Raw genomic sequence first — 14623 nt, 5'->3', positions numbered from 1 at the left:
CATTCTGACTATCTTTACCACACCGTCGTTCAAGGTGCGTCCCGTGCCCATCACGTTGCAGGCCCTGCTGGCGCCAAACAAATCCGCTGTGCAATTTGCCCTCAAGACCCTGCTTGGCGGCGGCCTGGCCCTGTGGCTGGCGCTGCGCTGGGGCCTTGAGCAGCCGGCCTGGGCCCTGATGACGGCATTCATCGTCGCCCAGCCGCTGTCGGGCATGGTGGTGCAGAAGGGCCTGGCGCGGCTGCTCGGCACGCTGGTCGGAACCGTCATGTCGGTGCTGTTCATCGGCGCCTTCGCCCAGACCCCGTGGCTGTTTTTGCTGGCCCTGGCCCTGTGGCTGGCGCTGTGTACCGCCTGCTCGACCTTGCTGCGCAGCGCCTGGGCCTATTCGTTCGTGCTGGCCGGTTACACGGTGGCGATCATTGCCCTGCCGGCCATCAACCATCCGCTGCTAGTGTTCGACCAGGCGGTGGCGCGCTGTACCGAGATCTGCCTGGGGATTGTCTGCGCTACTGCCACCAGCGCCTTGTTCTGGCCTATGCGCGTCGAGCAACAACTGAGCGGGCAGGCGCGGCAGGCCTGGCAAAGCGGTCTACACGCCGCCAGTGCCGCCTTGAGTGGTGAAGCACAGGGACGCAAGGGCCTGCTGGAGATACTCGGGCGCATTGTCGCCGTTGATTCCCAGCGCGAGCATGCCTGGTTCGAAGGCAGCCTCGGCCGCCAGCGCGCCCGGGCGATTCGCGGGCTGAGCCAGAAGCTGCTGGTGCTGTTGCGTATTTCCCGTTCGGTGCGCCGGCAATGGCGGCAACTGGATGAGCAGCAGGCGCAGCACATGGCGCCCTGGCTCGAAGAGGTCCAGGCGCTGTTGGCCAATCCTGATCAGGCCAGCCTGTTGCTGTTGCGCCAGCGCGTTTGGGATGCTGCCCACGATGAGCGCATCAGCTCCGCCGAACACTACTGCCTGGCGCGCCTGACCCTGCTGCTGGACAACGCCATGGCCGCGACCCTGGCCCTGAGCGGGGTAGAGGAGGGCAAGCCGGCCGCCGATGTGCCCGACAGCCTGGCCGCTCACCGCGATGTGTCGCTGGCCCTGTTGTTCGGCTCGCGTAGCGCCCTGGCATTTCTGGCCATGGCCAGCTTCTGGCTGGCCACCGCCTGGCAGGCTGCCCCCGGTGGCCTGGTGTTGACCTGTGTAGTGTGCAGCCTGTTCGCCAGCCGCGAGAACGGCGCGCAGATCGGCATGAGCTTCCTGCGCGGGATTCTTCTGGCGATTCCGGTGGCGTTCGTGGTCGGGCAGATCCTGCTGCCGGAGCTCAGCAGTTTTGCCATGCTCTGCCTGGCCATGGGCGTGCCGCTGTTCTTTGGTGCCCTGGGCATGGCCAATCCGAAGATTGGCGCCACTGCGACCTCCTACTGCCTGCACTTCATCGTGCTGGTGGCGCCGCTGAATGTCATGAGTTTCGATGTCGCCACCTTCTTCAACAGCGCTCAGGCCATGCTGATGGGCGTCGGCGCCGCGGTGCTGGCATTCAAGCTGCTGGTGCTGCGCAACCCGGCCTGGCATGGCAAGCGCCTGCGCGCTGCCACCCAGAGCGACCTGGTGCGTCTGACCCGCCGTGAGTTGCGTGGCGCCGACACCTGGTTTGGCGGGCGCATGGCCGATCGGCTGCTGCAACTGGCCCGCCATTACAGTGCGTTGCCCGAGCAGGAGCGTGGGCGCTGGGATGATGGCCTGCACGGCCTGGATATCGGTGACGAACTGCTGCACCTGCGCATGTGCCTGGCGGTCGCCCAGGCGCCGGTGGCCGCGGCCGAGCGCCAGTACTTGCAACAACTTGAAGCGGTATTGGCCAGTGGCCCGGCTCCGGGTCGTGGCCAGCGCCTGGACGCTGCCAGCGAGCAGTTCATCGAGGCCCTGCAGCGAGTGCCGAGCAGTGACCCGCTGCGCCTGGCCGTTGGCGCCGTGCTGCAATTGCAGAAGAGCTGGGGCAAGTGGTGCCGTCGACAGGAGGAAATTCATGGGCTTGCGTGAGTGGGCGCTGGGCGGTGTGTTGCTCAGCCCGTTTCTGGTTTATGTGCTGCTGGCCTTGCTGCTGACCGGCGTGGTGCGCCTGTTGTTGCGCTACACGCCATTGGGGCGCTGGGTCTGGCATGAGGCGTTGTTCGACTGCGCGCTTTTCGTGTGTATTTTGACCCTGGTGACCCATGTGCTGGGGCCGTTATAAGGAGTGTGACCATGCGTGCTGCTGTACGTATCGCAGTAACCCTGTGCCTGGTGGTGGTGGCCATTTTTGCCGGATGGAAACTCTGGCAGTACTACATGCTCACGCCCTGGACCCGTGATGCGAAGATTCGCGCCGACGTGGTGATCATTGCTCCGGACGTGTCCGGCTGGGTGCGTGAGTTGAAGGTGCACGACAACCAGCAGGTCAAGGCCGGCGAGTTGCTCATGGCGATCGATCGCGACCGCTTCGAAGCGGCCCTGGACAAGGCCAATGCCGTGGCCGAAACCCGCCAGCAGCAACTGCGCCTGCGTGAACACGAAGCCTCGCGTCGTGCCGCCCTGGGGCCCCAGGCGATCAGCGCCGAGTTGCGCGAAAATGCCCAGATCAACGCCGCCGTTGCCCGTGGCGAGCTGCGCGAAGCGCTCGCCGAGGTCAAGGTCGCGGCCATCAACCTGGCGCGCAGCCAGGTCAAGGCGCCGCGCAACGGGCACATCACCAACCTGCGCCTGGCCGAAGGCAACTACGTCAATGCCGGGCAGTCAGTGATGGCCCTGGTGGATGATTCGACCTTTTACGTTCAAGCCTATTTCGAAGAGACCAAGTTGCCGCGCATCCGCGTTGGCGACCCGGTCAAGGTCTGGCTGATGAGTGCGGGTGAACCGATGCAGGGGCATGTCGAAAGCATCAGCCGCGGTATCACCGACCGCAACGCCAACCCCGACAGCCAGTTGCTCGCCGAAGTTGAACCGACTTTCAACTGGGTGCGCCTGGCCCAGCGCATTCCGGTACGGATCAAGCTCGACCAGGTGCCTGAAGGGGTCAACCTGAGCGCCGGCATGACCGCCAGCGTGCAGGTGCGCGAGGATGAAGTGCAGCGCTGAGCGCTTAAAGGAACATCCCGCCTGACACCTCCAGGCGCTGACCGGTAATCCAGCCGCCGCCATCGCCCAGCAACAGGGCAACCGCGGCGCCGATATCGTCTGGCAGGCCTACCCGACCCAGGGCGGTGTTGCCGGCGATAAAATCGTTGACCTCAGTGTTATCGCGCACAACGCCGCCGCCGAAGTCGGTCTCGATCGCCCCCGGGGCCAGGATATTGACACGAATGCCGCGGGCACCGAGCTCCTTGGCCTGATACCGGGTCAGCACTTCCATGGCGCCTTTCATTGCCGCGTAGGCGGCATAGCCGGGCAGGGCGAAGCGGGTCAGGCCGGTGGAGATGTTGACGATTCGGCCTTGGTCGGCAATCAGCGGCAGCAGGCGCTGGGTCAGGAAGAACGGGCCCTTGAGCTGGATGTTGAACAACTGTTCGAACTGCGCTTCGCTGGTTTCGCTGAACGGCGCGTTGATGCCGATACCCGCGTTGTTTACCAGAAAGTCCAGTTGCTGGCGGCCGAATACGTGCTGCAGGGTTTCGCTTAACTGCTGGGCAAAGTCCTCGAAACTGGCGCTATTGCTCACGTCCAGTTGCAGCATGGCCGCACGCACACCGCTGGCCTCGAGGGTATTGACCAGTGCCTGGGCTTCATCGGCCTTGCTGTTGTAGGTCCCGATGATATCGATGCCCTGGGCCGCGAGGTGCAGGGCGGTGTTCTTGCCCAGGCCGCGGCTGGCACCGGTGATCAAAGCGAGTTTGCGGGTCATGGTGTGGTCCTCGTGGTTGAGCCGGTGGCTGAAGTTGAGAGGAGTTTATTGGTCTGAATTCTGCTGATAAATCCAGCAAATTCGGAAATACTGCTCGAGTAATTCGAACAATAGAGCGTTCGCCCATGAACAAGCTGGAATTGCTGCGCACCTTCGTGCGGGTCAGCGAGTTGTCGAGTTTCACCCTCGCCGCAGAAAGCCTGGGGTTGCCGCGTTCGAGTGTTTCCGAACAGGTCCGGGCGCTGGAAATGCTGCTCGGTGCGCGTCTGTTCAACCGCACCACGCGGCGGGTGCAGGCCACTCAGGAAGGCCTGCAACTGTACGAGCGTAGCAAAGACCTGCTGGCGCGCATGGATGAGCTCGAAGGGCTGTTCCGCACCGATGCCGCAGCCCTGAGTGGCCGCTTGCGAATCGATCTGCCGACCTTGATGGCGCGGCGCATCATTCTGCCGAACCTGCCGCAGTTCGTGGATCGCCACCCGGGCCTGACACTGGAGATCAGTTGCACCGATCGTCAGGTCGACCTGCTGCGTGAAGGCTTTGATTGCGTGCTGCGTATCGGCGTGTTGAGTGACCTGAACCTGGTCGCCCGGCCCCTGGGTAGCCTGCGCATGGTCAACTGCGCCAGTCCCGCCTACCTGGCCCGCTTTGGTACGCCGACCAGCCTTGCGGACTTGCCCGATCATCAGTTGATTCACTATGTGAGGCAACTGGGCGCCCGCAGCCCGGGCTTCGAGTATGAACAGGACGGCGCCACGCGGTATCGGACGATGGCCGGGGTGATCACGGTCAACAGTACCGAAGCCTATGAGAGCGCTTGCCTGGCGGGGCTCGGGATTATCCAGGCGCCGGCTGCCGGGTTGCGCGAATACCTGGAGCGCGGTGAACTGGTGTCCGTGCTGGAGGCGTACAGCGCACCGCCGATGCCGGTGTCATTGCTCTACGCCGGGCAACTGCACGTGCCGCAACGTGTCAGGGCCTTTATGGACTGGCTGGCGCAGTTGCTTCAGGCACAACTCGATCCAGTGGCAGGCGGAAGGTAAACAGCGTTCCGGCCTCGGCGCTCGACACCACTTCCATACACCCGCCGTGGGCCAGGGCGATCTGGTTGGCAATGTACAGGCCCAGGCCGAGGCCGGGCTGCGGTGCATCGTCACGTGGTCGCGAAAAGGGCTGGAACAATTGCGCCATGACCTGTGGCGCAATGGGCTCGCCCAGGTTGTGCACGCCGAGGACGAACACCTGCTCGCGGATATCCGCCATGACATCCACCGGGCTGTCGGCAGCGCCATGGGTCAGGGCATTGGCGATCAGGTTGGACAGCAACTGGGTAACCCGCTCGCGGTCGCAGTGCAGGCCGCTGAGGTCGCCGATGTTCAGGCGGATCAGCCGTTCGGGGTGCACCCGTTTCAGCTCAGAGGCCACGTGGCAGAGGGCTTCGGCCAGGTCCGGGCAGGGCTGGACGTTGATCATGATGCCATTGCCCAGGCGGCCGCGGGCAAAATCGAGGACATCGCGTACCAGCTGGTTGGCGCGTCGTCCGCAGGTGAGGATGTGCTGGGCGATGGCGCGGCTTTTTTCATCCTGCAGGCGCTGAGCCAGCAACTCCGCGCCTGCGGTAATGGCGAACAGTGGATTGCGCAGGTCATGGCCGAGCACGGCGATGAACTGTTCGCGCAGGTCGGCGATGGCGCGTGCTTCCTCCAGGGCCTGCTCGGTCTGCTGGGCATTCTCTTCGCTTTCGATCTGGATCGACAGCACGCGGGCGAAGGACTCCATCATTGGCTGGATGGCGCTGCCCTTGAGCTCGGCAGGCAAAGGGTCGAGGGCGCAGATAGTGCCGAAGAAACTGCCGTCGGTGCGAAACACCGGCACCGAGATATAGCTTTCGAACTTGTAGATGCGCGGTGTGTGATGGTTGCAGTACAGCTCGTCTTTGCTGGCCTTGTCGATCACGATGGTCTGGTGGCTGGCGCGATTCTCGTGGCACAGGGTGGTGATCAGGTCCAGCTCGCCGCCGACCTCCAGGCCAAAGCCCAGCGAATCGAGAACCGCGCAGGCCGTCCAGCTGCTGTCGGTGACCCGGGCGACTGCCGCAAAACGCATGCCGGTGGTCTCGCAGATAACTTGCAGGATGGCAGGTACTGCATTGATACGGCTGATCGTGGCGATATCGGAAGTGACGGGGGTGCTCATGAATCATCCACGTTCGCTGACGGCTGGGAGGCGTTGAAAAGGATAAGTCTAGCGAGCAACTGGCGCCTGGGTAAAAAAATCCTTTACCGGATGCGATGAATTTCCATTAACCTTGGCCCCGAGTTGCCCGTCAGAGCGCAACCCCTTTCGCCAGCGTGCCAATCCCCTGTTCAAGCGAGGTTTGACATGCACATCACATCCCAGGACATCTGCGCCGCTGCCGACCAGCTCAAGGGCTTTGTCGGTTTTCACCGCAAGCTTGGCAAGCACATCGTGCGATTCAGCGAAGACTCGTTCGGCATGGACGTGGCTGACGACAGCATTACCCCCAGCAGCGAATTCGTCTGGCAGGGCGCCGATGGTGAGGTCATGACCTTGAGCCGTGCCTTGATCGAGATTCTTTTGGCGCAGAATGTCGATGAGCGGCTCAATGTGACAGAGCCGCTGCGGGTGTATCTGCGCCGCAAGGACCTGCCGGAAATCGCCGCGCAGCGGCGCTTGCGGGCCTGATCGCGGGGCAAGCCCGCTCCCACTGCAGGAGCGGCTTGCCCCGCGATGCGTCTCAGTCTTGCGCCGCCCAGACCGGCGGGGTTCGCCCGCGCCAGGGCAACGCCTGTTCCAGCTGCCCGGCCAGGCTCAGCAGCAGGCGCTCACCTGCTGCACCCGCCGTGAACTGCATGCCGATCGGTATACCGCTGGCCGCATCCTGAGACAACGGCAGCGACATCGACGGCGTGCCGCTGATGTTGGCCAGGGCAGTGAAAGGAGAGTGGTTGAACACCCGGTGCATCCAGCCCAACCCATCGAGCTGCTCCTGCCCGGCGTTGTAGGCACCGACTACTGGCGGCAACTCGCTCAGGGTCGGACTCAGCAACAGATCAAAACGCTGGAAGAACCCGCCCAGTTGCCGACTGACCAGGTTGCGCTGATCCATCGCCGCCAGCAGGTCGATAGCCGACAGCGCTTTACCATAGCGATGCAGCGCCAGTGTGGCCGGTTCCAGCCAGTCACCGTTGAGCGGGCGGCAAGTCTCGGCACCTAGGGCATCAAGCCAGGCCGCTGTATTGCTGGCCCAGAAACGCGCATTCATCTCGACGAAAGCGTCCCACGACATGCCGATATCCAGGTCCACCAGTTCGCACTGGTGACCAAGATGTTCCAGGGTCTGGACCACCCCCTGCAAAGCCTCAACCATCAACGGATTGCTGCGCTGACCATTGAGCGGATGCAGTTGCACGGCAATTCTCAAGGGACCAGGCACTTGCTTCACTGCACTCAGGTAACTGCCTTTGGCCGGTGCCACCTGGAACGGATCGCCAGGTTCCGGCCCGGTCATGCAATCGAGCAGCAGGGCGCTGTCGCGTACCGAACGGCTGAGCACACCCTGCACCGCCAGGCCGTTCCAGGCTTCGTCCAGGAACGGCCCCATGGAAATCAGCCCGCGGCTGGGCTTCAAGCCAAACAAACCGCAGGCCGCAGCAGGCACCCGGATCGAACCGCCACCATCGGTGGCATGGGCAACGGGCACCATACCGCTGGCAACTGCTGCTGCCGAACCACCGCTGGAACCACCGGCGCTGCGGTTCAGGTCCCAGGGGTTGCGGGTCGGGCCGCACAGGCGCGATTCGGTGGTGGTGCTGACGGCCAGTTCCGGCGTGGTGGTGCGCCCCAGGGTGACCAGCCCGGCCCGGCGAAAACGCTGCATCAGGAACGAATCGGCCGTACTGCCGGTACCTTGTGCCAGGCGGCTGCCGAACTCGTGGGCGCGGCCCTGCATGCTGATCGCCAGGTCCTTGATCAGAAACGGCACGCCGTTCAACGGCCCTTCAGCGCGGGCGGGTAGAGGTTCGTCATGCCAGTGCTCGGCCAGCGCATTGACCTTTGGCTCGACGTCGGCGATGGCCTGCCGCGCTGCCGCCTGCACTTCGTCGGCACTGACTTGCTCTTGAGCAATCAGGTCGGCCAGGCCGATGGCGTCGAATTGCACATATTCACTCACCTTCATTGCGCACTCCCGTGACAATTGACGATAAAATACCGATGGGTATCGAGCGATACTCATGAGTATAGAGTGATACTTGTCAGTATCGTCGTCAACCGGAGTCTGCCCATGCGTTCGCAACGAATCGCCCGTCTGCCCCCTCGTGAGCGGGTCCTGGATGCCGCCCACGAGCTGTTTTTCAATGAGGGCATCAGCCGCGTCACCGTCGATGCCATTGCCGCGAAGGCTGAAACCACCAAGATGACCGTGTACCGGCATTTCGAGTCCAAGGACGTTCTGGTACTGGAATGGCTGCGCCTGTTGATGGCCGAGTACGATGAAGTCTGGGCGCGTTTGGCCGAGCAGTTCAGCGGCCAGCCAGCGCGGCAGATCCTCGGCTTTGCCGAATTCCTGGTCCAGGAGCCGGTGCTGTCTTCGCACCGTGGTTGCGCCTACACCAACACCCTGGCAGAGCTGCCGGTGTGCGACAGCCCGGCGCGCGAGCTGATCGAGGCGCACAAGCGTCGTCAGGCGGCACGCTTGGTGCACTTGTGCGAGGAGGCGGGGATGGTCGAGCCAGAGCAGGCAGCGTTCGAGCTGACGCTGCTGCTCGAGGGAGTACAAATCGTCGCGCAGAACAAGGGCTTCGACGAGGTCGGGCCGAACCTGCTCAAGCTGGTTCGGGCCCGGCTTGGTTTGCCTGCGGCCTAGGAAACACCGGCGCGGCTGTTCTTTCCTGATTGCAGTAGCGCTTCGAAGGCCAGTTTGTCGATCGGCTTGCTCAGGTAGTAGCCCTGCACCTCATGGCACTTCTCCTTGCCAAGGGCCATGAGTTGCTGCTCGGTTTCCACCCCTTCGGCGGTCACGGTCAAGCCCATGGCCTTGCCCAGGTTGATGATCGCCTGAACCACGGCACGGTCGTTGCCATCGCTGCTGAGCCCGGCGATAAAGCGCTTGTCGATCTTGATGCTGTCGAACGGGTAGGTGCGCAGGTAGCCCAGCGACGAGTAGCCGGTGCCGAAGTCGTCCATGTTCAGGCGCACGCCCAGTTCCTTGAGTGCGTTCATGGTCCCTAGCGCGCCCTCGATATCGTTGAGCATCACATTCTCGGTGATCTCCAGTTCCAGGCGCTGGGCCGGGAAGCCGGTCTCCACCAGGATCTCGTGAACATCCTTGACCACGTCACTGCGCGAGAACTGCGCGGGCGACAGGTTCACCGACACCAGCAGGTTGGCTGGCCAGTTGCGGGCAGTTTCGCAGGCTTCGCGTAGCACCCAGCGGCCCAGGGGCGCGATCAGGTCGGTCTGCTCGGCCAGGGGAATGAAGGTGTCCGGACCAAGCAGGCCCTCGACCGGATGCTGCCAACGCACCAGCGCCTCGACCGAAACGATCTCAAGGGATTCCAGGCGGTAGCGCGGCTGGTAGTGCAGAACGAACTCGTTGTTTTTCAGCGCCTTGCGCAAGTCGTTTTCCAGCTGGCGGCGGTACTGGATCTGCTCGTTCATTTCCGGCGAGAAGTAGCGCCAGGTGTTCTTGCCCTCGGCCTTGGCCTGGTACAGGGCGATATCGGCGCAGCGGATCAGTTCACCCGCATCGAAACCCTGCAGGCGCGTCTGCGCCACACCCAGGCTGGCGCCGATATGCAGGGCCTGCTCTTCGAAGTAGATCGGCTGGTGCAGGCTGTCGATCAAGCGCCCGCAAAAGCGGTCGATCTCGTTGCGGCTGTCCATGCCGTTCATTACCAGCACGAACTCGTCGCCCCCCAAGCGCGCCACCAGGTCGCCGTCGCGGGTCGATTCGCGCAAGCGTGCGGCCACTTCCAGCAGGACGGCGTCGCCAGCGGCGTGGCCGAGGGAATCGTTGATCGGCTTGAAGCTGTCCAGGTCGAGCAGCAACAGGGTCAGCGGCGTGGCTTCCTGGCCCTTGAGCAACGCGTGATCGAGGAAGCGCGAGAGCTTGTTGCGGTTGGCCAGGCCCGTCAGCGCATCGTGCATCGACAGGTGCTGTATGCGTGCGTGGGCAGCCACTTCATCGGTAATGTCGCTGGCGGTGCCGCGATAACCGGCCAGTTTGCCGTCGAACATGATCGAGCGCGCCGAAACCCGGCAAAACCGTACCTGGCCACTCTGATCGCGATAGGCGCAGCGCAGGTTGGCAACTTGCGGCGAGTCGGCGTCGGCCTGGTTATCCAGCCATTGGATCAGCGGCGTGGTCTCGCAACTGAGCAGCTGGTTGAGCGGTTGGCCCAGCCAGTCTTCGCTCTGAAAGCCGGTAACCGCGACAAAACGCTGGGACAGGTAGCTCAGGCGGTGATGACGGTCGGTTTCCCAGATCCAGTCCGACGCCGCTTCGGCCACCGCACGAAACCGTTGCTCGCTGGCCTCCAGCGCCTGATTGCTGGCCTGAAGGCTACGCAGGTTGGCGTCGATTTCTCGTGATGTGCGCAGCGCATAGCGGAAGAAGTACACCATCAGCAAACCCAGCACCAGCATGGCGCCAAGCAACGGCGGCAACACCGCCCAGAGCAACTGGTCGCCAGGGCGCGGGGTGATCCAGTCGAGCCGGTAGCCGGTATCGCCCAACAGCAGGCTGGGTTGATCACCCAGGGGGGCGTTGGCTTTCTCGATGTGCATGCCGTTGAGGCCGACGCCGGTGCCCAGGCGGGTGAGCTTTTCCGGGGTCAGCTGATCAACGAAGAGCATCACCGAGGTGGTTTGCGGATCGATGCTCAGCACTTCGTCATCCGGGCGAATGGCCGCAGCCACCAGCACCGCGGGCCAGCCATTGAACAGCACGTGCTCGGTGATCTGCTGGCGTTCGGCGGCAACATTGCGCGCCTTGGCGATGATCGGGGGCAGCGGGTTCTCTATATATGTACCGGCCGGCGCTTTGCTCAGCTGGCCCTTGAACAGCGCGTACTTGGTGATCTGGTCGTCGACAACGAACACCCCTTCGTAGCCGCTGGCGGTGTAGAGCGAATCGCCGACGTTCTTCTCTTCATAGGCCCAGTGCAGGTCGGGGCTGCCATTGAGGTGATCGTAGGCGGCGTTCCATACCGCATAGCTGGAGAGGAACTGGCGCGACGACTCCAGGCGCTGCTCCAGGGCCTTATGGGCGTAGAAGCTGCTTTTTTCCCGCTCGTTGGCATTGAGCGTGGTGGCGATATTGAACAATGCCCCCAGGGCGATCAGGCAGGCCAGGGCGAACAGCGCCGCTATCGCGGCAATGAGTTTGCGCGTCTGCAGGCTGGGGCGTTGGCTGGCTGGCGGAGCATCGGCAATCCTGTCCATACGCGGGCTGATCCTTGTTGAAGCTGCATCCCTGCGGCCAGGCCGCAAGGACGAACGTTCAGTCAGGATAGGCCAGCTTCAGCGCGGTGAGGTCCGAATGGGCGAAATTGACCTGGTTACGGCCTGCTTTCTTCGCGCAGTACAGGGCTTTGTCGGCCTCATTGAGCCAGGCTTCCGGGCCGGGCAGGGCCTCGTTGCAACTGGCCAGGCCGATACTCAGGCTGATGCGCAGCTCCGGCAATTGCGGGTTGCGATAGCTGCCGACCCGCTCGCGCAGGCGTTCCATGGCCTGGCTCGCGTGCTCCAGGCGGGTGTCCGGGAGGATCACGCAGAACTCGTCACCCCCGTAACGCCCGGCCAGGTCGTCCTCGCGCAGGGTGCGCTTGAGTTCATTGCTCAACTGGTGCAGGACGCAATCGCCGACCACATGGCCGTAAGTGTCGTTGATGGTCTTGAAGTGATCGATGTCGATGATTGCGATCACCGCCTCGCGGCGTTGCTGCTGGCAGATCTGAAACTTGAGCTGCAGCAGGTCTTTCCACGAGCCGTGATTGAGCAGGCCGGTCAGGCTGTCGGTACGGCTCAGGGCGCTGAGTCGGCGCTTGTGTTCAGACAGCTTCATCGCCAGGCGATAGCAGACCCAGCCGACGGCCATGGGGTAGAGGGTCAGCATCGGCAGGCAGGCATAGACTTGCAGGGTGCTGGCGTGCAGTTGCAGCCCAGGGCCGAACAGGGCGATCGACAGCAGCATGCCCAGGCCCTGGATCAACAGGCCCTTGAAGAACAGGCGCTGGCCACCGGCAGCGAAATTATTCATGGCCATCATCGCCAGGATGGTCACGCTGGGCAGCGGGTTGAATTGCAGAGTGGCGGTCCAGAACCCGCCCATCAGCGAGTCCAGTTGCAGGTTGCGGTACTCGGCGTGGTACGGAACGTTGGCGCGCAGGGCGATCTGATAGGCCAGGTGCGGCCAGGCTAGGCCGTTGAACAGCAGCAGGCCCCAGACCCAGGACGGCACAGGCAGGCTGGAAATCCCGGCCATTACGCTGAGCATGCCGATCCCCAGGCCGATGATACGCGGCAGGTAAATCCGCCTTACAAATGAAAGTCCCTTACCGCTTTTCTTTTCCATCATGGATGCTGGTCTGTTCCGGGGCGCCGTTTATCGCATAATTGCTGTCAATATTGTTGAACAATCGCAGGCTGTTGAAAAATGGCCTTACAAGCCATTTCACGGTTGATCCAATCACTGTGGGGTACCATGAAACTTACCTTCATCCTTGGAGTGTTTCTGCTCATGGCCCCGCTGACCTCCCAGGCCGGTGAACCGGCTCAACGCCAGGATGGGCGTTATCGCAACCAGGCGCAGTTGCCACAGGACGGGGTGATGAAAAAACTGCGCATTGGCCTTAAGTACCTGTTGCTTAAAAAACCCGCCGATACTCGGCCCAGTGTCAGTATTGCGGTGCAGCCCCTGAGTCGCCAGCAGTTGCTGGAGGCGCCGGACCACAGTGTTTGGCGGTTGGGCCACTCCACGGTACTGCTGAAACTGCGCGAGCGCTTCTTCATTACCGACCCGGTGTTCGCCGAGCGCGCCTCGCCGGTGCAATGGGCCGGCCCCCGGCGCTTTCATCAGCCGCCACTGAAACTAGACGAGTTGCCGCCGTTAACCGCCGTCATCCTTTCCCACGATCACTTCGATCATCTCGACGAGCAGGCCATACGCCAACTGGCCACCAGCACCGAGCATTTCATCGCCCCCCTGGGCGTGGGCGATATCCTGATCGCCTGGGGCGTGCCGGCGACCAAGGTCCGGCAACTGGATTGGTGGCAGGAAACCAGTGTCGAAGGCGTACGATTCATCGCGACCCCGGCTCAGCATTTTTCCGGACGTGGCCTGTTCGACAGCAACAGCACCCTGTGGGCGTCCTGGGTGATGATCGATGACCAGCTGAAGGTGTTTTTCAGTGGCGATACCGGCTATTTCGATGGCTTCAAGGCGATCGGCAAGCAGTACGGCCCCTTCGACCTGACCCTGATCGAAACCGGCGCCTACAACCTCAACTGGCCCGATGTACATATGCAGCCCGAGCAGAGTCTGCAGGCGCACCTTGACCTGCGTGGGCGCTGGCTGCTGCCGATTCATAACGGCACTTTTGACCTTTCCACCCACAGTTGGCATGAACCGTTCGACCGCATCCTGGCCCTGGCCAACGCTGCTCAGGTGCCGTTGAGTACGCCGCAGATCGGCGAGCGGGTCAGCATCGAGCAGCCGCATAGTGGGCCGGCCTGGTGGCAGTCCAAGCCACAACGGGAGCTGCGTCCGGGCGGCGAACGGGTGCTGGCGGCGCGAGAACCCTAGGGTTTCTTGCCTGCCGACTGGTCTCTTTGCCGGTCACGCCGGGGTAGGGCAGTGGGCGGCTTGCTGCTGTCGCTACGCACCTGGGCGTGGCTGATCAGGGCGAAAATGAAGCTGCCGCCAATGATGTTGCCGATCAGGGTCGGCGCGGCGAAGTCCAGCCAGAATGCCGTCCAGCTGACTTCGCCGGCCCAGACCAGATAGGACACTTCCACCGAGCCGACGACGATATGGGTGAAATCACCCAGGGCCATCAGGTAGGTGATCATCAGGATGATCCACGCCTTGGCGCTTTCCATCGACGGGATCATCCAGACCATGGTGGCGATCATCCAGCCCGAGATGATGCCCTTGGCAAACATCTGGTTCAGGTCGTTTTCCATCACCTTGCGGCCGACGTCGAGGAAGGCGACGTCGGTCTTGCTGTCGAAGATCGGCAGGTTGAGCATCACATAGGACACCAGGATGGTGCCGGCCAGATTGCCGAGCAGCACCACCGACCATAAACGTAGCAAGCGACCGAAGTTGCGCAGGCTCGGTTCGGTCATCACCGGCAGTACCGCGGTCAGGGTGTTTTCGGTAAACAGTTGCTGGCGGGCCAGGATCACGGCAAGAAATCCGGCCGAGTAACCCAGGCTGGCGATCACCTGGCTGCTGTCGTCTTCGGGCAGGCGCGAATAGAACAGCCCCATGGCCATCAGCGACAGGCCCATGCTCAGCCCGGCGGCAAGTGCCGACCAGAACAGCGCGGCGATGGTGCGCTCCAGCTCCTGGTCACCCTGGAAACGAATGATCTCGTGCAATACCGCCGCGCGGGGTGGCTGGTTATGGCTGACTTCCTGCTCTTCGTCTGCAGACAGGCCGGGGGTTTTGCCGCTTTGCGCTTCACTCATGGCGGTGGCTCATCTATGGGGTGCCTTATCTACAG

The 14623-nt window shown here is 62.9% G+C and carries 13 protein-coding genes; 7 read left to right on the top strand and 6 right to left on the bottom strand.

Translation table 11 applies throughout. From position 1 onward, the window contains the following. The first annotated feature begins 43 nt into the window (after positions 1–43). Genes LOY45_RS20435 through LOY45_RS20425 form a run of 3 tightly spaced genes read left to right on the top strand, consistent with a single transcriptional unit; the run spans position 44 to position 3106 of the window. Positions 44–2032 (top strand): FUSC family protein, encoded by a 1989-nt coding sequence (locus LOY45_RS20435; RefSeq protein WP_258578272.1) that lies wholly within the window; start codon positions 44–46, stop codon positions 2030–2032. After that, the gene (locus LOY45_RS20430; RefSeq protein ID WP_010221104.1) at positions 2019–2225 is read left to right on the top strand and encodes a DUF1656 domain-containing protein; all 207 of its coding nucleotides are present in this window, start codon (positions 2019–2021) and stop codon (positions 2223–2225) included. Before LOY45_RS20435 ends, LOY45_RS20430 begins: the two co-directional genes overlap by 14 nt. An 11-nt stretch (positions 2226–2236) precedes the next feature. Then, on the top strand, positions 2237–3106 hold the full coding sequence (locus LOY45_RS20425) for an efflux RND transporter periplasmic adaptor subunit (protein ID WP_115085679.1): 870 nt from the start codon (positions 2237–2239) through the stop codon (positions 3104–3106). A 4-nt stretch (positions 3107–3110) separates the two neighbouring features. Here the strand turns inward: LOY45_RS20425 and LOY45_RS20420 are convergent, their stop codons facing one another. Beyond that, positions 3111–3869 (bottom strand): SDR family NAD(P)-dependent oxidoreductase, encoded by a 759-nt coding sequence (locus LOY45_RS20420; protein WP_115085680.1) that lies wholly within the window; start codon positions 3867–3869, stop codon positions 3111–3113. A gap of 125 nt (positions 3870–3994) precedes the next feature. On the opposite strand from LOY45_RS20420, the gene LOY45_RS20415 reads away from it, so the two are divergent. Then, positions 3995–4912, top strand: coding sequence for a LysR family transcriptional regulator (locus LOY45_RS20415; protein ID WP_115085681.1), 918 nt, complete (start codon positions 3995–3997; stop codon positions 4910–4912). Here the strand turns inward: LOY45_RS20415 and LOY45_RS20410 are convergent. After that, entirely contained in the window at positions 4851–6065 is a 1215-nt protein-coding gene (locus tag LOY45_RS20410) for a GAF domain-containing sensor histidine kinase (RefSeq protein WP_258578271.1), read from the bottom strand. The genes LOY45_RS20415 and LOY45_RS20410 overlap by 62 nt on opposite strands. Positions 6066–6251: 186 nt before the next feature. Between LOY45_RS20410 and LOY45_RS20405 the strand changes: the two genes are divergently transcribed. Continuing rightward, complete coding sequence (locus tag LOY45_RS20405; RefSeq protein WP_115085683.1) at positions 6252–6575, top strand: DUF2025 family protein; 324 nt, start codon at positions 6252–6254, stop codon at positions 6573–6575. A 52-nt stretch (positions 6576–6627) separates the two neighbouring features. On the opposite strand, the gene LOY45_RS20400 is transcribed toward LOY45_RS20405, so the two are convergent. Continuing rightward, complete coding sequence (locus tag LOY45_RS20400; protein WP_258578270.1) at positions 6628–8070, bottom strand: amidase; 1443 nt, start codon at positions 8068–8070, stop codon at positions 6628–6630. Between the two features lie 105 nt (positions 8071–8175). Here LOY45_RS20400 and LOY45_RS20395 point away from each other — a divergent pair, with 105 nt between their 5' ends. Next, positions 8176–8757, top strand: coding sequence for a TetR/AcrR family transcriptional regulator (locus LOY45_RS20395; protein ID WP_258578269.1), 582 nt, complete (start codon positions 8176–8178; stop codon positions 8755–8757). Here LOY45_RS20395 and LOY45_RS20390 read toward each other — a convergent pair. Next, positions 8754–11336 carry a bifunctional diguanylate cyclase/phosphodiesterase gene (locus tag LOY45_RS20390; protein ID WP_258578268.1) on the bottom strand — a complete coding sequence of 861 codons (2583 nt, stop codon included), beginning with the start codon at positions 11334–11336 and terminating at the stop codon, positions 8754–8756. The two genes, LOY45_RS20395 and LOY45_RS20390, sit on opposite strands and share 4 nt — an antisense overlap. 58 nt (positions 11337–11394) lie before the next feature. After that, positions 11395–12468: a diguanylate cyclase gene (locus tag LOY45_RS20385; RefSeq protein ID WP_115085703.1), complete on the bottom strand. Its 1074-nt coding sequence runs from the start codon at positions 12466–12468 to the stop codon at positions 11395–11397. Between the two features lie 129 nt (positions 12469–12597). Between LOY45_RS20385 and LOY45_RS20380 the strand changes: the two genes are divergently transcribed. After that, positions 12598–13698 carry an MBL fold metallo-hydrolase gene (locus tag LOY45_RS20380; protein WP_115085704.1) on the top strand — a complete coding sequence of 367 codons (1101 nt, stop codon included), beginning with the start codon at positions 12598–12600 and terminating at the stop codon, positions 13696–13698. On the opposite strand, the gene LOY45_RS20375 is transcribed toward LOY45_RS20380, so the two are convergent. After that, complete coding sequence (locus LOY45_RS20375; protein ID WP_258578267.1) at positions 13695–14588, bottom strand: formate/nitrite transporter family protein; 894 nt, start codon at positions 14586–14588, stop codon at positions 13695–13697. The genes LOY45_RS20380 and LOY45_RS20375 overlap by 4 nt on opposite strands. Positions 14589–14623: the final 35 nt, after the last annotated feature.

Origin of the sequence: Pseudomonas wadenswilerensis (assembly GCF_024749185.1) — a bacterium.
GTDB lineage: Bacteria > Pseudomonadota > Gammaproteobacteria > Pseudomonadales > Pseudomonadaceae > Aquipseudomonas > Aquipseudomonas wadenswilerensis.
The sequence above is the reverse complement of the archived record's forward strand: the minus strand, read 5'-3'. Positions and strand labels throughout refer to the sequence as shown.